Raw genomic sequence first — 18,718 nt, 5'->3', positions numbered from 1 at the left:
GAGTGGGCTCCGAAAGCGGATGTCAATCTGGTGGAAATGCCTCCCCCGCTCAGGGCTATGCGGCCGGATACCGAGGCGTAGATTGTCGCGACGAGGAAAACCGTGTGCTGTCATCTCGATAGCCTCAACCTCGGATCAAACGTTGTCGAATCGATCAGCGTAGAATTAGTCAAAACTGCATCTGCTGGTTGGCTTTACTTCCGTTGACAAGTGCTTACTCAGATCCGACAACATAACTTGGACGACAGCCACCGGGGGGACTTTTGATGTCTAGGCGCGCGATCTTCGGACTTTCCGCATTGTTGTTTTCGTCTCTCGTTCTGGCGCTGCCTCTAGCTGCTGCCGAGCGGCGGATAGAGACCACGGTGGATGGCGACTATCTGGGTTTCGATCTGCGGACTGTGAAGAATGTCAGCCAGGGTCAGTGCGAAACCGCCTGTATCGGCGACAACCAGTGCCGCGCCTTTACCTATAATGTCAAAGCCAAGTGGTGCTTCCTCAAGTCCGACCACGCTCAGCTCAATCCGTTTATAGGCGCGGTTGCCGGCAAGATCGTCGAAGTGGCGGCAGAGCCGGATATCGGAGCGGCGCCACGGCTCTCCTTTCTGACGGAGGAACTGCTTCAGCAGGCCCGCGAGCAGAAGGATGGCCTGACGCTTGGTGACAACCAGCAGGGCCGGGATGTCGAAAGACTGAAGACCGACGCGCAGGCCGAACTTCTTGCAGGCCGCTTCGACAACGCGATCTACAACTACAAGGGTGCCCTGTCGCTGACGCCGGATGATGGCGCACTCTGGATCGAATTTGCCCGCGCCGCCTCCACTGCCAACGGCAACAGCTCTGCAGACGGCGATGCAACGCTTGGCGCCATCAACGGCTATCTTATGACCCGCACGACGCAGGCAAGAGCCGATGCGCTTGCCGTTCTTGGCGCAGCGCTTGCCAAGCAGCAGAATTACCGCCAGGCGCTTTCCGCCTACAAGCAGAGCCTTGCGCTGGTCAGCGCCCGCACGGTGCAGGCATCCTATAACGACCTTCGCGAGCGCCACGGTTTTCGCGTGACCGGCAACACGGTCGATGCAGACAGCGCCAATCCGCGCGCCTGCGTTCAGTTTTCCGATCCTCTGGTAAAGGCCGGCGTCGACTATGCACCCTTCGTGACGCTGGACGGCAAGGCGCCGAAAGCGATGGAGGCGAAGGACAGCCAGATCTGCGTCGAGGGTCTGACCCACGGCCAGCGTTACAAGCTGTCGCTGCGGCGTGGCCTTCCCTCCTCCGTCGATGAACCGCTGCCAGCACAGGTCGATCTCGACCTCTACGTCAAGGATCGCTCTCCGACAGTGCGGTTTACCGGCGACAGTTTCGTGCTGCCATCCACGGCCCGGCGCGGCATTCCGATCGTTTCGGTTAATACCGAAACGGCCGATCTCAAGCTTTACCGGATCGGTGACCGCAATATTGCGCCGCTTCTGACGGACTCGGAGTTTCTGACCCAGATGAGCGGCTACACCGCCGACCGCATCGAGCAGGAAAACGGCGAACTCGTCTGGCAGGGCAAGATCGATCTCGGCCCGGGTTCCAACCGCGAGCTCAACAAGGATGTCGCGACCAGTTTCCCGGTTGACGAGGCGCTGCCGAACCGCAAGCCCGGCGTCTATGTGCTGACCGCATCGGCCGCCAACGCCATTTCGCAGGAATGGGATAACAAGGCGACGCAGTGGTTCGTCGTTTCCGATATCGGGCTGACCACCTACGCCGGCACGGACGGCCTCAGTGTGTTTGCCCGATCGCTCGGTTCCGCCAAGCCGATCGCCGGCGTCGATCTCCAGCTTCTTGCCAAGAATAACGAGGTGCTGGGCACCGCAAAGACCGATGACGATGGCCGTGCCACGTTTACGGCCGGCCTGATGCGCGGGACGGCGGCCATGGTGCCGGCGGTGCTGACAGCGCAAAACAGCGGCCAGGACTACGTCTTTCTCGACATGAGCCGCGCCGGCTTCGATCTCTCCGATCGCGGCGTGACCGGCCGGCCGGCACCCGGCGCGATCGATCTTCTGCCCTGGACCGAACGCGGCATATACCGGCCAGGCGAGACGGTGCATGCGAGCGCCCTTGCCCGCAATGTGGATGCGACCGCAATCGACAACCTGCCGCTCACCTTCGTCTTCCTGCGCCCTGATGGCGTCGAGGATCGCCGCATGGTGAAGTCAGGCGCGCTCGGTGGCTACACGCTCGATCTCGCCCTGCAGGACACGTCCATGCGCGGCACCTGGACGATGCAGGTGTTTACCGATCCCAAGGGCTCGGCGATCGGCGAAAAGACGTTTCTGGTCGATGATTTCGTGCCTGATCGTATCGAGTTCGACATGACCAGCGCGGCGAAGGAAATCGTGGTCGGCGAACCGGCTACGGTCGAGATCGACGGACGTTTCCTCTATGGCGCACCGGCAGCGGGACTTGGCCTGGAAGGCGAGATCGCCCTCAAGCCGACCCGCGAAAATGCTGCCTTTCCCGGCTACCAGTTCGGCCTTGCAGATGAGGAACAGGCGGAAACCGTCCGCATTCCGCTCGAGGCACTCGACGATACCGATGAAGACGGCAAGGCATCGTTTCCAGCAGATGTCGCGGAGCTTCCCTCGACCACCAAGCTGATCAATGCGGATATCGTCGTGCGCATGAAAGAATCGGGCGGCCGCGCGATCGAGCGGACCCTGTCGCTGCCGGTCAAGGCGGACGGGCCGCGGATCGGCATCAAGCCCGAGTTCTCCGGCGACCTGCCCGAGGGCGCGGTTGGCAGTTTCAACGTCATTCTCGTGGACGAGACCGGAGCAAAGCAGGCCGCAAAAGGCCTGCCGTGGAAGCTGGTCAAGGTCGAGCAGGACTATCAGTGGTATCGTGAGGGCAGTTCCTGGCGCTACGAGCCGATCACCCGCACCAAGCAGGTATCCAATGGCAGCGTTGACGTAACTGCCGACGGCGGCCGGATTTCGGTTCCGGTCGCATGGGGCCGTTACCGCCTAGAAGTCGAGACGGTCGATGCCGCCGGCCCGGCCTCAAGCACCGAGTTCGATGCCGGCTGGTTCGTGACCGCCACGTCGACCGAAACGCCTGACGCGCTGGAAATCGCCCTCGACAAGCCGAGCTACAAGGTCGGCGATACTGCCAAGCTCAAGGTTTCCTCGCATTATGCCGGCGAACTGATGATCATTGCAGGCTCCGAGCAGCTGACCGCGGTCAAGACGGCAAGCCTTGCGGAGACCGGCGGAGAGATCGAGATCCCCGTCACGGCCGAATGGGGAGCAGGTTCCTATGTGACCGCAACGCTCTACCGCCCGGGTGCTGCGCGTGAAAACCGTATGCCGATGCGGGCGATCGGCGTGACCTGGCTGAAGGTCGATCCGGAAGCGCGCGATCTCGCGGTCGCGATCACGGCACCGGATAAAACCCTGCCGCGCCAGCCATTGGATATCTCAGTCGCCGTAACCGGTGCCGGCGCCAACGAAGACGCTTATGTGACGGTGGCAGCCGTCGATGTCGGCATCCTCAATCTCACCCGCTACGAGCCACCGGCGCCGGACGACTGGTATTTCGGCCAGCGCCGTCTCGGGCTCGAAATCCGTGACATCTACGGCCGGCTGATCGATGGCTCGCTTGGTGCTACCGGTCGCCTTCGAACCGGCGGTGATGGCGGCAGCATCGCGCTGCAGGCAAGCCCGCCAAAGGAAAAGCTGGTCGCTTTCTTCTCGGGGCCGGTGAAGCTGGATGCCGACGGCAAGGCGAACGTCTCCTTCGACATTCCGCAGTTCAATGGCACGGCGCGCGTGATGGCCGTCGCCTGGTCGAAATCCGGGGTCGGTCATGGGGTCAAAGACGTCATCATCCGCGATCCGATCGTCGTGACCGCCAGCCTGCCGCGCTTTCTTGCGCCGGGAGACGACAGCAACCTCAGACTGGACATCGTCAACACCGATGGACCCGCCGGCACCTATGATCTCGGCATTACGACAAACGACCCGGTTGCGGTCGGCCAGAGCGCGATCAAGCCGGTCGAACTGGCGGCCGGCGGAAAAACGAGTGTGACGCTGCCGCTGGTGGGAATCGGTCCCGGCGACGGCACTGTTTCGATCCGGGTCTCGAATGCTTCCGGCCTGTCGGTCGATCAGGTTCTCAACATCCCGGTTCGCCCGGCGGCCATGCCGGTGACGGAGCGCCGGCTGGTGGATCTGAAGCCCGGCGCAAGCGTAACGGTGGATTCCAACCTTCTTGCCGACAGCGTGCTTCAGGGCGCCTCGGTTAGCGTCAATGTCAGCCGCTCCAACGCGTTCGATATTCCGGCGCTGCTGATGAGCCTCGACCGCTATCCCTATGGCTGCGCCGAGCAGACGACCAGCCGGGCACTTCCGCTTCTCTATCTGAGCCAGATGGCGGTTCAGAACGGGCTTGCCGATGATGCCGAGGTCAAGAAGCGCGTCCAGGATGCGATCTTCCGCGTGCTCTCCTTCCAGGCATCGGCTGGCAGTTTCGGGCTTTGGGGACCTGATGGTGCCGGCACCGATCTCTGGCTGGACGCCTATATCACCGACTTCCTGTCGCGGGCCCGCGAACAGGGTTTCGACGTGCCTGAAAAGCCTCTCGTCCAGGCGCTCGAAAATCTGCAGAACACGCTGGCCTACACGACCAATGTCGCCGACCAGGGCAATCAGATTGCCTATGCGCTCTACGTGCTTGCGCGCAACCGCAAGGCTGCGATCAGCGACCTGCGCTATTACGCCGATACGATGCTCGGCGACTTCCCGACACCGCTTGCCAAGGCGCATATCGCTGCAGCACTTTCGCTCTACGGCGATGCCCAGCGCTCACGCACCATCTTCAACGACGCGCTGCAGATGTCGGAAGGAGCGCAGATCAAGAAAGTCAGCCTCAGCCGTTCGGATTACGGCTCCTCGCTGCGAGATGGTGCAGCGGTTCTGGCGCTAGCCGCCGAAAGTCGGCCGGTGCCGCCGATCGTGCCTGCACTTGCCAATGTCGTTGCCAAGGAATGGGTGGCGAAGAAACATACCAGCACGCAGGAACAGACCTGGATGCTGCTGGCGGCCCGGGCCTTGCAGAACGGCGACGAAGACCTGCGTCTCAGCGTCAACGGCGCGGCCCACATCGGGACGCTGATGTCGCAGATGCCAGGCGACGTGCTGCTCGATCATCCGCTGACGGTGCGCAACGACAGCAAGGATAAGCTGTCTGCGGCCATCACCACGGTTGCCGCCCCGGCGCAGCCGTTAGCTGCCGGCGGCGATGGTTTCGAGATCACCCGCACCTACTACACGATGGATGGCGAGGAGGCGAATGTCAGCACGGCGCAGCAGAACACGCGTTATGTCGTCGTTCTCAACGTCACGGAGACAAACGACTGGCCTTCGCGCATCGTCGTGACGGATCTCCTGCCGGCGGGTTTCGAGATCGACAATCCGAGCATCGTCAACAGCGCCAGCCTTGCCAATTTCGACTGGATCGAAGAGGTGCAGGCTGCCCATACGGAGTTCCGCAACGACCGTTTCGTGGCAGCCTTCAACCGCGCCGAGGGTGACAACCGCAAGATCACGCTCGCCTATGTGGTGCGCGCCGTGACACCCGGCACCTACGATCATCCGGCGGCACAGGTGGATGACATGTACCGTCCGCAGCTTTCCGCAAGGACGGCGATGGGCAAGATGGAGGTTGTGGCGGCGCCGTGAGAGACGACAGGCAGGTGGCTGCCGTCCGCCTCAACGGGCGGCAGCTTGCAGCATGAGATTGCGACCAGGAAGCCTCGAATGACGATCGCCTTGCAAAGCGAAGTCGAGGCAGTCAGCGGCAGGACGACGAGAAGAATGCCATGAGACGCAGATGGACGTATTCGTTGGGCCTTGGTCTTTGCACAGCTCTCGCGGCGGGGCTGGCGATCGGGCTTGACGCTGCAGACCGTGCCTATCCGCCACCGCTCGATAAGGCGCAAACCGTATCGGCAGAGGTGCTCGATGCCGACGGGCTTCTGCTCCGTGCATTTGCCACACCCGAAAGCCGCTGGCGTCTCAAAACCTCGATCGCAGATGTCGATCCGCGGTTCCTGAAAATGCTTGTCGCCTATGAGGACCAGCGGTTTTACCAGCATGGCGGCATTGACCTGAAGGCGATGGGCCGCGCGGCGTTCCAGCTTCTCGTCAACGGGCGGATCGTTTCCGGCGCCTCGACGCTATCCATGCAGGTCGCGCGTCTGATCGAGCCCAGGGAAGCCCGGTCATTTTCGGCAAAGCTCCTGCAGATCGCCCGCGCCATCCAGATCGAACGCCGCCTCGACAAGCAGGAGATCCTTGAGCTCTATCTCACCTACGCGCCCTATGGGGGAAATCTCGAAGGGGTGAGGGCTGCAAGCCTTGCCTATTTCGGCAAGGAGCCGGCGCGGCTGACGGTGGCGGAAGCAGCTCTGCTCGTGGCCCTGCCGCAATCGCCGGAAACGCGTCGGCCGGACCGGCATCCGCAATCGGCCATGCGGGCCCGTCAAGGCGTTCTCTCCCGGCCGGCCGTCGCGTCCCTGACGGGTGAAGGAGAAGCGGAACGGGCGTCCCAAGACGGCCTCCCCCGGCGCAGACTGCAATTGCCGGCGCTTGCGGCGCATATGGCGGAAGCCGCGATCCGTAAACAGCCCGGAGTGCCGCGATACCAGAGCACGCTGAAACGCGGCATTCAGCAGAAGCTGGAAGAGGTCGCGCGGGAAGCTTCGGCGAAGCTCGAACCGAAGGCATCTCTCGCCATGGTGATGGCGGATGCGGTGACGGGCGAAATTGTCGCCCAGGTCGGTTCGGCCGACTATTTCGATGCAAGCCGCGCCGGCTGGATCGACATGACACGGGTGCTGCGGTCTCCGGGTTCGACCCTGAAGCCCTTCATCTACGGACTTGCATTTGAACAGGGGCTGGTGGCGCAAGAGACGATGATCGAGGATCGCCCCGCCGATTTCTTCGGCTATCGGCCGAAGAATTTCGACATGAGCTATCAGGGCGATGTCACGGTGCGCCAGGCGCTGCAGCTGTCGCTCAATGTTCCGGCAATTCGTCTGCTCGATGCCGTCGGCCCGTCGCGCCTGATGATCCGCTTCAGACGGGCAGCGGTGCATCCGGTGCTTCCGCCGAACGAGGCGCCGGGCCTTGCGATCGGGCTTGGCGGGGTCGGCATCACGCTAAAGGATCTGGTTCAGGCCTATGCCGCTCTGGCCAACGGCGGCCAGCCCGTTCGGCTCGGCAACGGCATCGACACTGTCGCGGCACGTCTGGACAGCGAGCCCTTGCTGGAGCCACAGGCGATCTGGAACGTCACGGACATCCTCTCGGATGTGCTGCCGCCAACCGGAAGCCGCCGCCTCGGCATCGCCTACAAGACCGGCACGAGTTACGGATACCGCGACGCCTGGTCGGTGGGTTATGACGGACGCCATGTCCTGGGTGTCTGGGTCGGGCGGCCGGACAATGGTGCGGTTCCCGGCATCGCCGGCTACCAGACAGCGGCGCCTATCCTGTTCGAGGCATTTGCCCGCTCCGGCGTCGCGATCACGCCGCATCCCTCGCCACCATCAGCCACGGCACGGCTGGCGCAATCCGACCTGCCGATCGGCCAGCGGCGCTTCTCGATGACGGCAAGCGGCCTGATCAGCGCCTCGACCCGCGAAGCCGCCCCGCAGATCGTCTATCCCCCCGAGGGTGCCAAGGTGGATCTCGGCGCCCAAACCGGCGAGATCTCGCCGCTGGTGCTGAAACTGCAGGGCGGCCGCCCGCCGTTCCGCTGGCTGGCCAACGGAAAACCCCTCACCGATCTTTCCCGCCGCCGCACCAACAACTGGTTACCCGAAGGCGCGGGCTTCTCGACACTGACGGTGATCGATTCCGCCGGCCGGGCTGCAACCGTGCGGGTGTTCGTGGAGTGAGGGCAGGTTAGGCCAGGAGTGAACCGGACCGAGATCGGAATGATCAGGCCCGTCAGCTTGTCAGCCGTACACGGCCCACGATCTTGCGAAACAAGACATCCATTGCCTCGCTTATGCCGTCGGTCGGACTGACCTCGAAATAGTAGCCTTCCGTGGCGCAAGATTGCATCTGCGTCGGAATTTCCTTCTGAAAGGGTGCGATCCACTTCTTGTAGAAACCGTCTTTGGGCAGAGGCAAATAGGTTGTGTACAGGACTGCGACCTTTATTCCGCGCGCCTTCAGGGCGTTGCAATGACTGGCATTCAACGGCTCCATGCAGCGATCGCCGTTGGATGATGAAAGCTTCTTTGTACAATCGGAACGGTATGCGTCTCCAACGCCGTCCGCGACAAGGAAAACGATTGGCTGTCTATCCGCCGAACTGCTCCCGTCACCGACGGTTTTGATCTTTTGGCCGATCTTGGACAGTATTTCATTGTAGTCGGTCTGCCCGTTCGGCGACGAATGGCTCGGAACGCTCATCAGCTCAATCATCTTCGTCGCCTTTGCCACGGAGGTGAAATTGCTCGTCGGCTCGGAAACGGTATATAACTGGGCATCGGCAGAGGTTTGTCCGAACGTATAGGCACCGATCTTAAATTGGCCGGAAACGGTCTGAGTCTCCTGCGCCGTTGTCATGAGCGCGGAGACCGCCTCCGCGACAACGTCGATGCGGATGGTCGCGCCAACTTCTTTGGCGAGATAGTAATAGCTGTTTTTGTCGGCGACACCGCTCGTCGAAACGATGTGGCATGCAAAAGCGCAGTTGGCGTCCTTGCCTTTCCCATCCGATCCATTCTTCGTTGCAGCTTCCAGTTTCGCCACGTCGTCGGCAGTCGCGCCGACCCCCATCGATGGCGTGTTGTCCAGCAGCATGTAGAAATCCAGAAAACTCGGTATCAGGTAGGCTGCGGTCGCTTGCCCCGAAATCGCCATCTCGTCATTGCCGAGGATCCGCGTAAAGGTCGTGGGTAGAGTGGCGGCGTATTTCAGTCTCGATGTGACGACGCCGTCGGACTTTACCAGCTCCAGCTTGACGTCGATCAGCAGGCTCGACAAACCTTCCATGTTGTCCCCATATCTGGCCGACAACTGAGATTTGAAGATTTTCTTGGCTTCGGTGTCCGCGATGGCGACAGTACCGTCCTCGGCCATTTTCATGGCTTTTGCGACCGCTGCGGATTTTTCGGAGACAGCAGCAAGTACCGCAGCATCCGCGGCTGCATCGAGATAGGATTTTGCCTCCAGGGCACGTCCGAAATCGATTGCCAATCCGACACTACCGATCAAAGGAACCATGATAAGGCCGGTGAGCACGCCGAAATTGCCCCGGGTGCAGGAAAAAATAGACCTCAATTTTGCAAGCATAAACCGCAATCTGCCTTTTAGTTTTTTATAGCGGCATCATGCTGCAGTTCGATCAGAGCATTCGATCAGCTCCCACCGTTTCAAATGTTTGTTACTAAAGTAGCTAATTGAAATTGTTAACGAAACGTGTTTTTGCGGCGCCTGGTCTTGTGGCCAGTGGTGGGGAACGGGAGGCCGCTTACCAAAGAAGTCGGCCGACCCTTGTGGAGTAGCGTTTTTGACGAACAACAGGTGAGTGGTAGAGATGCCCGGATCTGCAAAGACGAGAAAAATCGACTTCAACTGGACTCGATCAACAGAGGCATTTTCTCGATAAGAAATGGTGCCCGGAGGCGGATTTGAACCACCGACACGCGGATTTTCAATCCGCTGCTCTACCAACTGAGCTATCCGGGCATCCGGGCTTTATGCAAGCCGTTCCGGTCCTTGGTTGACCGGCCGGGGTTTGTATCCCCGGGAAGCGAGCGGGGTTATAACATCTTGTTCGGCCATGTCCAGCACCCCGGACGACTTTTTTGAAAGGTTTGTGAAAAACCTGATTTCATGAGCGAAATCAAAGGCCGAACCGGACGAGGATCTAGTCCTCGTAGTTGTCGGCTTTGCTTTCATCGTCGGCCACGGGGATGGCGTAGCTGCCCTGCAGCCAGCGGGAGAGATCCAGATTGCGGCAGCGGTCCGAGCAGAAGGGATAGTGTTCGCGCGCGGAAGGGCGGCTGCATTCGGGACAGGGCCTTGCCTTGCGCAAAGGCTCCACCTTGCCGCCTGTCGTGATGTCCTTGTTTGAAGTTTCAGCCATATCAGGCCTCCTTCTTAGGTCTTCAGCCTTGCGGCCATGCGCCGGCGACGTCAAAACCTTCGCCAGCCAGCAGACCCGTCACTTCATGAAGCGGCAGGCCGACGACGTTGGAATAGGAACCGACGAGTTTCTGCACGAAGGCGCCGGCGATGCCCTGGATCGCGTAAGCCCCGGCTTTTCCCCGCCACTGGCCCGATGCGATATAGTTCTCGATCTCGCGGGTCGACAGTCGCTTGAAGCGCACCTTGGTCTCAACCACCTTCTGGCGGAACTGGCCGCCCGGCGTGACAAGACAGATGCCGGTATAGACCCAGTGGCCGCGGCCCGACAGAAGATGCAGGGCGGCACTGGCGTCCTGCGTATACTCCGTCTTTTCCAGGATGCGGCGTCCGACCGCCACGACCGTATCGGCAGACAGGATATAGCTGTGGCGCCAGGCGGGATCGTTGTTCACGGCGGCGAAGGCGGCTTCCGCCTTTTCCGTCGAAAGACGACGCGCAAGCGAACGCGGATGCTCCACCCGCTTGGGTGTCTCGTCAATATCCATCGGCATCAGCCGGGCCGGTTCGATGCCGACCTGATTGAGAAGATCGAGACGACGCGGCGAGCCTGAGGCCAGGATGAGCTTTTGTTCGATCGCCATGGGGACCCGTCTTTGCCGCGAGAAATTCTTACTTGAAGCGGTAGGTGATGCGACCCTTGGTCAGGTCGTAAGGGGTCATTTCGACAAGAACCTTGTCGCCTGCCAGAACGCGGATACGGTTCTTGCGCATGCGGCCCGCGGTGTGGGCGATGATTTCGTGTTCGTTCTCGAGCTTCACGCGAAAGGTCGCGTTCGGCAACAGTTCGACGACAATGCCCGGGAATTCAAGAACTTCTTCTTTAGCCATGTATTGGTTTTCTTTCTGTGTTGAAGGTCGGGCAGGCCGAAATCTGATCAGCCGCCTCGAAATTTGCGCGGAAACTACACAATCGCGTCCGGTTTGTGAACCTCGCTTGACAGCGATTCTTGAAGACCGTCAATCGCCTGCCGGAGGTGGCCTGCGAATGGGCCTCATCCGTCGGTCAATCAGCTTCCACAGATGCTCTCGCACCTCGCGATAAGCGTCGAGAACCTGCTCGCGCGTGCCGGTCGCAGCCGTCGGATCCATGGTCGGCCAATAGACCACATCGACGGCGTTCGAACGGGTGAGTTCCAGGGCCGCGTGATGGGCCTCCGGCGTCAGCGTCACGATCAAATCGAAGAAATCATCCTCAAGGTCATCCATCGTTCGCGGCTTGTGCTGCCGGTTGCGGTTGAGCGAAAGGCCCACCTCTTCCAGAACGACATCGACGAAGGGATCGTGCTCGCCGGAACGGACACCCGCCGACTGGATGTAGATATCGGGCTGCAGCAGGCTTTTTGCAATGGCCTCCGCCATCGGCGAACGGATGGAGTTGAAACCGCACATGAAGAGAATCGCGGTCGGAATGCCGATCGTCTGCTTCCTTGTCGGTTCGTCATCGGCCGCCATGGTCTTCAGCCGCGCCAGTAGAGCACGCAGACGAGCGTGAACAGCCGTCTTGCGGTATCGAAGTCGATGCGGATCTTGCCGTCGAGACGATCCATCAGGGTTTGCGAGCCCTCGTTGTGAATGCCGCGGCGGCCCATGTCGATCGCCTCGATGCGCGATGGCGTGGAGGTCTTGATCGCCTCGTAATAGCTTTCGCAGATCATGAAGTAATCCTTGATGATCCGCCGGAACGGCGTCAGCGACAGGATGTGGACCGCAACCCCCTCGCCCGCTTCGCCCGTGATGGTGAGCATCAGCTTTGCCTCGACCAGCGAAAGCTTCAACGTGTAGGGGCCGCCTGCATGGCCGACCGGCTCGAAGGCGTTTTCCTCGACAAGGTCGAAGATGGCAACTGCCCGCTCATGTTCGACATCGGGCGTCGAGCGCCCGATCGAGTCGTCGAGGACGACATCCGAGAGCCGGAAGTGCCCTTGTCCCATCCCTAGCCCTCGTCTTGCGGAGGATGGGCGTTCATGCGGATGGCGACCGAACGGGCGTGTGCATCGAGCCCTTCCGAATGGGCGAGCGTGATGGCGGCCGGCGCCAGTTGCCGCAGCTGATCGGGTCCGAGCCTGAGGATCGAGGTGCGCTTGACGAAATCGAGCACACCGAGGCCGGACGAAAAGCGTGCCGAGCGTGCCGTCGGCAGAACGTGGTTGGAGCCGCCGACATAATCGCCGATGACTTCAGGCGTGTGGCGACCGATGAAGATGGCGCCGGCATTGCGGATGCCGGCCATGAGCGCATCCGGATCGGCAACGGCCAATTCCAGATGTTCGGCGGCAATGCGGTTTGCCAGCGGCAACGCGGCTTCGAAATTCTCGACCAGGATCACAGCGCCGAAATCGCGCCAGCTCGCGGCGGCCGTTTCTGCGCGCGACAGTGTCTTCAATTGTCGCTCGACGGCTGCCTCGACCGATTTTCCGAATGCGGCATCGTCGGTGATCAGGATCGACTGGGCACCGGCATCGTGTTCAGCCTGGGCCAGAAGGTCGGCGGCGATCCAGTCGGGGTCGTTGTCCTTGTCGGCCAGGATCAGCACTTCAGATGGGCCGGCGATCATGTCGATGCCGACGATGCCGAAGACCTGGCGCTTGGCGGCCGCCACATAGGCGTTGCCGGGACCGACGATCTTGGCGACCGGCGCAATCGTATCGGTACCATAGGCAAGCGCTGCTACGGCCTGCGCACCGCCGACGCGGTAGATTTCCGTAACGCCCGAAATGCGCGCCGCGGCAAGGACGGCCGGGTTGATGCTGCCGCCACCGGCCGGCACGACCATGACGACGCGCGGCACGCCGGCAACCTTTGCCGGCAGCGCATTCATCAGCACGGAGCTTGGATAGGATGCCGTGCCGCCCGGCACGTAGAGGCCGACGGCTTCGATCGCTGTCCAGCGGGAGCCGAGGCCGACGCCGATCGCGTCTTCGTAGATATCGTCCTTCGGCATCTGGCGGGCATGATGCTTTTCGATCCGCTCGGCTGCGAACTTCAGCGCGTCGATCACCTTGCGGTCCGTTTCGGCGAAGGCCTTGTCGACCTCCTCATCGGTCACGCGGATGCCGGTCGCGGCAAGATCGATGCCGTCGAAGCGTTTTGAATAGTCGACAAGTGCCGCGTCGCCGCGGGCGCGCACGTCATCGATGATGGCGTGCACGACGGCGTTCACATCCTCGGAGACTTCCCGCTTGGTCGAAAGAAAAGCGGAAAAGCGTGTCTCGAAGTCCGGTGCTGTCTGCTCAAGCCAGAGTGCCAAGCGGATATTCCTTCCCGTTCCATGCCATGATCACAAGGCCGGTCAAGGATGGCGCGGCCTCGTTGCGGTTTCCCATGCGCCGCCGATATCTGCAAGAGCAACTTCGATGCATTCGACATCGAGAGCAATGGTGCCGCCGCCGGAAAGCATCAGTTCCACGGTGCCATCAGGCCCCTCGCCCTTGGCCATGAAGCGCACGGCGAGAAGCGACAGGACATCATCCTTGCGGTTGCGGTCGATACCGGTCGAACGGACTGCTTCCACGCGCTTGAGGACGAGCGCTGCACGGTGCCGCTCGAACCCCTTTTTCTTCTCGCCGGCCTTTTCCCAATCAAACCTGTTGGCAGCCAGCGAGAATATCTTTTCCGACGCCGACCACTGCACGTCGGACAGCTTGAACACCGCATCCTGCATATGGGCAGACACGATCCCCAGATCGTCGGTATCGAGAGCCAGAAGCTTGAGCTCGGTCATGCGCGTCCATTCCGTTCCTGGGCCGCGATGTGGGCCCCGTTGTTTGATGGTCTGGAGATAGGATGGCGCATGGCAAGAAGCAACTATTTCGGGAAGTCGGCAGAGAGCGTCGTGTCCTTCCAGGCAACGATCTCGTCGCGGCGTTCCGAAAGCTTGGCGGTGATGCCGGTATAGGCAATTTCGCCGAGCACGAGATGCCGCGGAGGGTTGGACGCCTCGACGACCTTGATCATGGCTTCGCCGGCACGGACAGGATCGCCCGGCTGCTGGCCGCTATAGCCTGCCGTCTGCGACAGACGGGCGCCTGCGGTATCCTGATACTCGTCGATCTTGACAGGCGTCTGTTTCAGCGAACGGCCGGCCCAATCCGTCCGGAACGGACCCGGTGCGACGCAAGTGACCTTGATGCCAAGCGCTGCAACTTCGGCGGACAGCGCATCAGAAAAGCCTTCAACGGCGTGCTTGCTTGCCGCATAATAACCGGAGCCCGGGAAGCCGATAAAGCCGGCCTGGGAGGTGATGTTGAGAATGTGGCCCTTGCGACGGGCGCGCATGCCGGGCAGCACCGCCCGCGTCATGGCGAAAAGGCCGAAGACATTGGCATCGAACATGCCGCGGATCTCGTCTTCCTCGCCTTCCTCGATCGAGGCCTGGTAGCCGTAACCGGCATTGTTGACGAGGACGTCGATGCGCCCGAATTTTTCCTCGGCAGCGCTGACAGCAGCTGCGATCTGGCCTTCGTCGGTCACGTCGAGATCAACGGCGAGCGCATTGTCGTGGCCTGCAACGAGATCAGCAAGCCTCGCCTTGTCGCGGGCCGTGACGACGGTCGGAAAGCCCTTTGCAATTGTCAGCTTGGCGAGTTCCAAGCCGAAGCCGGAGGAGCAGCCGGTGATGAACCAGACATTGGAAGATGCATCAGTCATAAAAATATCTCCGATGGAAAAGCCGGATCATGAAAATGAGGCGGGGCGTGTTGGATGACAATACCTGACATAGGCATGAAAAAAGGGACGGCAAGGTATCCCCCTGGCCGCCCCTCATCCATCGAAGCATGCGGCCTCTTCAGGCCATATTGCTCAGTCGCTGACGCGTTCGACGATGGCGCCGCAGCGTGTCAGCTTTTCTTCAAGACGCTCGAAACCACGATCGAGATGGTAGACGCGGCTGACGATCGTTTCGCCTTCGGCCGCAAGGCCGGCAATGACGAGCGACACCGATGCGCGAAGGTCTGTTGCCATCACTGGCGCACCCTTCAGCTGCGAAACGCCTTCGATACGCGCCATCTGCCCCGACAGCGAAATGCGCGCACCGAGACGGGCGAGTTCCTGCACGTGCATGAAGCGGTTTTCGAAGATGGTTTCGGTGACGTGTGAAACGCCCGACGACATGGTCATCAGCGCCATGAACTGTGCCTGCAGGTCCGTCGGGAAGCCCGGGAAGGGTTCGGTGACGATATCGACCGGCTGGATCCGGTTGCCGTTCCTGACGACACGCAGACCGCTTTCGGTTTCGGTGATCTCGGCACCGGCAAGGCGCAGCGTATCGAGCGCATTTTCAAGCAGCGAGGCCTGCGTGCCTTCGAGCACCACATCGCCGCCGGTCATGGCAACCGCCATCGCATAGGTGCCGGTCTCGATCCGGTCCGGCAGGACGCGGTGACGGGCGCCCGACAGTGAGGCCACGCCTTCGATGGTGATGGTGCGCGTGCCGGCGCCACTGATCTTGGCGCCCATGGCCGTCAGGCATTTTGCGAGATCGACGACTTCAGGTTCGCGGGCGGCATTGTCGATGACGGTGGTGCCGCGGGCAAGGGTTGCCGCCATCAGCATGACATGCGTGGCGCCGACCGAAACCTTGGGGAAGGTGTAATGTGCGCCGATAAGGCCGCCCTTGGGGGCCGACGCGTTGATATAGCCGGCATCGACCTCGAGGATGGCGCCGAGCGCCTGCAGGCCGTCAAGGAACAGATCGACCGGACGCGTGCCGATGGCGCAACCGCCCGGAAGCGACACGCGGGCCTTGCCTTCACGCGCCAGCAGCGGGCCGATCACCCAGAACGAGGCGCGCATCTTGGAGACCAGCTCGTAAGGAGCGGTCGTATCGACGATGGTGCGGCAGGTGAAATTGATCGTGCGCGAATAGCTCTCGGCCTGGCTTTCGCGGCGGCCGTTGACGGAGACATCAACGCCATGATTGCCGAGGATGCGCAACAGCTGTTCGACATCGGCCAGATGCGGCACGTTTTCGAGCGTCAGCGTATCGCTGGTCAGAAGCGACGCAATCATCAGCGGCAGCGCGGCGTTCTTGGCGCCCGAGATCGGGATCGTGCCGTGAAGCTCGTTGCCGCCGGAAATTCTGATGCGATCCATGGTGTGGTAACTCTTTCTCTCAAGCGGCCGGGTTTGCGTCTCTAGACCAAACCTTGTCCCGCTTCAATCCGTGATGAAAACTGCGGATGAGAGCAAATCGTGCCACAACCCGTTTATGCACTGCAAAGACTATGATGATTCGTCCGTTTTTGCGGCAGAGGGCGAAGACGCCGGCAAACCTTGCGTCTCGTCCGCCTCGCCGGCGCGCCGCGCGCGCGACTGACCTTTCCGCCGCATCAGGTTTTCCCGCAATTTCGCAGCGGCACGCTGCTTGCGATCCAGCTCACGCCGCTCGGCTTCGCTCATGGGTGCGGTCGGCGCCTGGCTATCCAAGGTTTCTGGTTTTTTCGACATGGCTTCTCCTTAAAGAAAAAGCCCGACACACGAAAGCGCCCCGGGCGTTTTCCCGGATGGTTCTCCAAGAAGTTCGATTTTGCTGCTTGCACTTGCCCCGAACCTATGGCAATAGCCCCCTCGCTGACGACACGAACCCGAACGTCCGCAGTTGCTGCTATAGCTCAGGGGTAGAGCACTCCCTTGGTAAGGGAGAGGCCGAGAGTTCAAATCTCTCTAGCAGCACCATTTTTCCTTCCATCCATTATAATTAGTCTGCCAGTAATTTTCGTGTCAGAGACTCGAAGGATTGTCTCTGCGGGGCTTGGTTTGTCCCTGTCAATCTTACAGATATGTCTCTAAGCGCGAAATCACGCGATATCGGCTTCTTGACCAAGACAATGGAACCCCACCTTCGCGGCGCGGTCGCACTCATCAGTAATCCCCAAGTAACGCAAAGACACATCGGACTGACTGCAACACGGACAGACTGGGTCCTTGCGTTGTTCGTTAAACTACCGTGAGCGCTACGGTGCTTTCCTACCTTCAAGCCTTCTCACAAGTGTTGAGGCAATCGACAGGTGGTCTAGGCATTGATCTATGGAGTCATGGATTATTTCATGACCTCGAGGGTTTCGGATCGCCGCCATCGTTCCGGCAAAGATGAACTTGAAGCCGCTCTGCTCGTCCTGTTGGCTTTGCGTAACCATTTCTGTCAGCTTGATTTTGGTGTTCTTGTCGCCGAACGCATTCATCATAAGGCCGTGCCCGCTATCGTTGACGCCGGATATCGACTTCACGAGCGAGTCCAGAAACTTGAAGGCCTCAAAGGTCGCTTGCGAATAATGACCATCCTCGAAAAGGGCAAAAGAAACCCGGGTTATGCTGGGATGGATGTTTCGTTCGTCAAATGGGTGGGATGGCCGATAGGTCGTTTCTGCAACGGCTCCAATGTTGCGGGCTGCCCTGGTGATTTTTTCGAACCGCATCAAGTTCTCAAACATCGATCAGGTTGGCCTTAATGCTTTTGAATATGTTGTCGTAGGTTTCCTGAGACCCGTCGGCAGGCAAATTGATCTCAATCCGTACTGTCAGGGCCATGTCTCTCTTCCCGGCTGCGGTATGGGACCCAGGGGTGATGACAGGTTCGGTCACGCTCTCTTGGGGCTTCGTTTTTGCGGCCTTTACGTTGGTTGTCTTCGCGCCTCCATTTGATGCGTTGATGCGGGGCTTTGCTGCTGCGGACTGCTGCTCGTAGCCGGCGAGAGCACTGAAGGCGAGGAATACGCCAGCCTGTCTGGCCCCGATTGCATCGCTGGTCTTGTCAGTTGTCCGAAAATACGCTGTCAGCTCTTGCTTCGACAATGTCCATGCATCGTCTCCCCTCAAGTCGAACAGGTCCGTGTAAGCATCGCGAACAAGTGTTGCGAATGCCTTTTCAAACTCGCCTGCCTGAAGAAGTAGCACGTCATGGCCCTTCTCAGTCCGCTTTCCTTCCTCGTCGATAATGCCGAGGAATTGAAGGGCATTTATGACGTAACTCTCGTTGTTGGACGCCAGCTGGTACTTTTTCACCGTTTCCGAAGACACCGTTGCGGGGAAGTTCTTGCGCAGATAGCTGATCATCTGCGTGATGTTTCCGCTACCCGAGATGTAGGGATGAGATGCCATAAAATTCTCCATGAATCAGATGGTCTAAAATCACGCCTTACTGTGAGATTCGTCAATCGAGTCTCGTGTTAGTTGTAACGATTTGTGGCGGCATACCCAGGTTATTGAAAGACGGGTCGTAGTGGCTTTCGGTGGTAGGTCGCCAATAGCGGACGAAAGCCTTCAGTCACCGAGTTGATTGGCGTCGGCGTGACCATGGCAAAGTGGAGGGCGCGTACTTCCGCCGACCACCTTCAGAGCGAGGCAGATATGCCTCTCATCAAAATCGGCACGGAGACGCTGGAGAACGGCGAGTCGAACCCTTGGTACAATTCCGTCGAAGTTCTCGTGACGCCTTGGGTCTCAGGTCACGTGCAGCGTGATTGGTCTTCGGGCGGGGCTATTCAGTTCAGCCCTCTGAT

The 18,718-nt window shown here is 60.4% G+C and carries 15 protein-coding genes and 2 tRNA genes; 3 read left to right on the top strand and 14 right to left on the bottom strand.

The genetic code is table 11. The annotated features are described in order from the left end of the window. Window positions 1–266: 266 nt before the first annotated feature. Window positions 267–5,732 (top strand): alpha-2-macroglobulin family protein, encoded by a 5,466-nt coding sequence (locus G6K99_RS02385; RefSeq protein WP_174195609.1) that lies wholly within the window; start codon window positions 267–269, stop codon window positions 5,730–5,732. A 140-nt stretch (window positions 5,733–5,872) separates the two neighbouring features. Further along, window positions 5,873–7,954, top strand: coding sequence for a penicillin-binding protein 1C (gene pbpC / locus G6K99_RS02380; protein ID WP_174195608.1), 2,082 nt, complete (start codon window positions 5,873–5,875; stop codon window positions 7,952–7,954). Window positions 7,955–8,006: 52 nt separating this feature from the next. On the opposite strand, the gene G6K99_RS02375 is transcribed toward pbpC, so the two are convergent. The 12 genes from G6K99_RS02375 to G6K99_RS02320 form a co-directional block, all read right to left on the bottom strand. Further along, window positions 8,007–9,362 carry a pilus assembly protein TadG-related protein gene (locus G6K99_RS02375; RefSeq protein WP_062453853.1) on the bottom strand — a complete coding sequence of 452 codons (1,356 nt, stop codon included), beginning with the start codon at window positions 9,360–9,362 and terminating at the stop codon, window positions 8,007–8,009. 320 nt (window positions 9,363–9,682) lie between these two features. Continuing rightward, window positions 9,683–9,758: transfer RNA gene (locus G6K99_RS02370), tRNA-Phe, on the bottom strand. A gap of 181 nt (window positions 9,759–9,939) precedes the next feature. Continuing rightward, window positions 9,940–10,158, bottom strand: a complete 219-nt coding sequence (yacG, locus tag G6K99_RS02365; RefSeq protein WP_062579059.1) for a DNA gyrase inhibitor YacG — start codon at window positions 10,156–10,158, stop codon at window positions 9,940–9,942. Window positions 10,159–10,180: 22 nt separating this feature from the next. Further along, window positions 10,181–10,801 carry a Maf-like protein gene (locus G6K99_RS02360; protein ID WP_062453855.1) on the bottom strand — a complete coding sequence of 207 codons (621 nt, stop codon included), beginning with the start codon at window positions 10,799–10,801 and terminating at the stop codon, window positions 10,181–10,183. A gap of 28 nt (window positions 10,802–10,829) precedes the next feature. Continuing rightward, complete coding sequence (infA, locus tag G6K99_RS02355; RefSeq protein ID WP_062453856.1) at window positions 10,830–11,048, bottom strand: translation initiation factor IF-1; 219 nt, start codon at window positions 11,046–11,048, stop codon at window positions 10,830–10,832. A gap of 129 nt (window positions 11,049–11,177) precedes the next feature. Next, complete coding sequence (locus tag G6K99_RS02350) at window positions 11,178–11,609, bottom strand: low molecular weight phosphatase family protein (RefSeq protein WP_062454876.1); 432 nt, start codon at window positions 11,607–11,609, stop codon at window positions 11,178–11,180. 68 nt (window positions 11,610–11,677) lie between these two features. Further along, window positions 11,678–12,151 (bottom strand): UPF0262 family protein, encoded by a 474-nt coding sequence (locus tag G6K99_RS02345; RefSeq protein WP_062453857.1) that lies wholly within the window; start codon window positions 12,149–12,151, stop codon window positions 11,678–11,680. A gap of 2 nt (window positions 12,152–12,153) precedes the next feature. Beyond that, entirely contained in the window at window positions 12,154–13,467 is a 1,314-nt protein-coding gene (gene hisD / locus G6K99_RS02340) for a histidinol dehydrogenase (protein ID WP_174195607.1), read from the bottom strand. Between the two features lie 42 nt (window positions 13,468–13,509). Beyond that, window positions 13,510–13,941, bottom strand: a complete 432-nt coding sequence (locus G6K99_RS02335) for a DUF2948 family protein (RefSeq protein ID WP_174195606.1) — start codon at window positions 13,939–13,941, stop codon at window positions 13,510–13,512. Between the two features lie 83 nt (window positions 13,942–14,024). Further along, complete coding sequence (locus G6K99_RS02330; protein WP_174195605.1) at window positions 14,025–14,867, bottom strand: oxidoreductase; 843 nt, start codon at window positions 14,865–14,867, stop codon at window positions 14,025–14,027. 153 nt (window positions 14,868–15,020) lie between these two features. Then, the gene (gene murA / locus G6K99_RS02325; RefSeq protein ID WP_113109469.1) at window positions 15,021–16,313 is read right to left on the bottom strand and encodes a UDP-N-acetylglucosamine 1-carboxyvinyltransferase; all 1,293 of its coding nucleotides are present in this window, start codon (window positions 16,311–16,313) and stop codon (window positions 15,021–15,023) included. Window positions 16,314–16,442: 129 nt separating this feature from the next. Continuing rightward, window positions 16,443–16,667, bottom strand: coding sequence for a hypothetical protein (locus tag G6K99_RS02320; RefSeq protein ID WP_174195359.1), 225 nt, complete (start codon window positions 16,665–16,667; stop codon window positions 16,443–16,445). Between the two features lie 153 nt (window positions 16,668–16,820). Between G6K99_RS02320 and G6K99_RS02315 the strand changes: the two genes are divergently transcribed. Then, window positions 16,821–16,895, top strand: a tRNA-Thr gene (locus tag G6K99_RS02315). Window positions 16,896–17,173: 278 nt separating this feature from the next. Here the strand turns inward: G6K99_RS02315 and G6K99_RS02310 are convergent. Both G6K99_RS02310 and G6K99_RS02305 read right to left on the bottom strand, forming a co-directional pair. Then, window positions 17,174–17,635 (bottom strand): TIGR02391 family protein, encoded by a 462-nt coding sequence (locus tag G6K99_RS02310; RefSeq protein ID WP_244631341.1) that lies wholly within the window; start codon window positions 17,633–17,635, stop codon window positions 17,174–17,176. Between the two features lie 7 nt (window positions 17,636–17,642). Then, entirely contained in the window at window positions 17,643–18,317 is a 675-nt protein-coding gene (locus tag G6K99_RS02305) for a DUF5343 domain-containing protein (protein ID WP_174195603.1), read from the bottom strand. Window positions 18,318–18,718 lie beyond the last annotated feature (401 nt).

This window comes from Neorhizobium sp. AL 9.2.2 (assembly GCF_013317225.1).
GTDB classification, from domain to species: Bacteria; Pseudomonadota; Alphaproteobacteria; order Rhizobiales; family Rhizobiaceae; genus Neorhizobium; species Neorhizobium soli.
This window is presented reverse-complemented; position numbering and strand designations above follow the sequence as displayed.

Bases quoted from the DNA above. Each gene is read 5' to 3' on its own strand.
- yacG (WP_062579059.1), bottom strand. From the start codon at position 10,158: ATGGCTGAAACTTCAAACAAGGACATCACGACAGGCGGCAAGGTGGAG.
- G6K99_RS02305 (WP_174195603.1), bottom strand. From the start codon at position 18,317: ATGGCATCTCATCCCTACATCTCGGGTAGCGGAAACATCACGCAGATG.
- G6K99_RS02330 (WP_174195605.1), bottom strand. From the start codon at position 14,867: ATGACTGATGCATCTTCCAATGTCTGGTTCATCACCGGCTGCTCCTCC.
- G6K99_RS02345 (WP_062453857.1), bottom strand. From the start codon at position 12,151: ATGGGACAAGGGCACTTCCGGCTCTCGGATGTCGTCCTCGACGACTCG.
- G6K99_RS02360 (WP_062453855.1), bottom strand. From the start codon at position 10,801: ATGGCGATCGAACAAAAGCTCATCCTGGCCTCAGGCTCGCCGCGTCGT.
- G6K99_RS02375 (WP_062453853.1), bottom strand. From the start codon at position 9,362: ATGCTTGCAAAATTGAGGTCTATTTTTTCCTGCACCCGGGGCAATTTC.
- murA (WP_113109469.1), bottom strand. From the start codon at position 16,313: ATGGATCGCATCAGAATTTCCGGCGGCAACGAGCTTCACGGCACGATC.
- G6K99_RS02385 (WP_174195609.1), top strand. From the start codon at position 267: ATGTCTAGGCGCGCGATCTTCGGACTTTCCGCATTGTTGTTTTCGTCT.
- G6K99_RS02310 (WP_244631341.1), bottom strand. From the start codon at position 17,635: ATGCGGTTCGAAAAAATCACCAGGGCAGCCCGCAACATTGGAGCCGTT.
- infA (WP_062453856.1), bottom strand. From the start codon at position 11,048: ATGGCTAAAGAAGAAGTTCTTGAATTCCCGGGCATTGTCGTCGAACTG.
- G6K99_RS02335 (WP_174195606.1), bottom strand. From the start codon at position 13,941: ATGACCGAGCTCAAGCTTCTGGCTCTCGATACCGACGATCTGGGGATC.
- G6K99_RS02320 (WP_174195359.1), bottom strand. From the start codon at position 16,667: ATGTCGAAAAAACCAGAAACCTTGGATAGCCAGGCGCCGACCGCACCC.
- pbpC (WP_174195608.1), top strand. From the start codon at position 5,873: ATGAGACGCAGATGGACGTATTCGTTGGGCCTTGGTCTTTGCACAGCT.
- G6K99_RS02350 (WP_062454876.1), bottom strand. From the start codon at position 11,609: ATGTGCGGTTTCAACTCCATCCGTTCGCCGATGGCGGAGGCCATTGCA.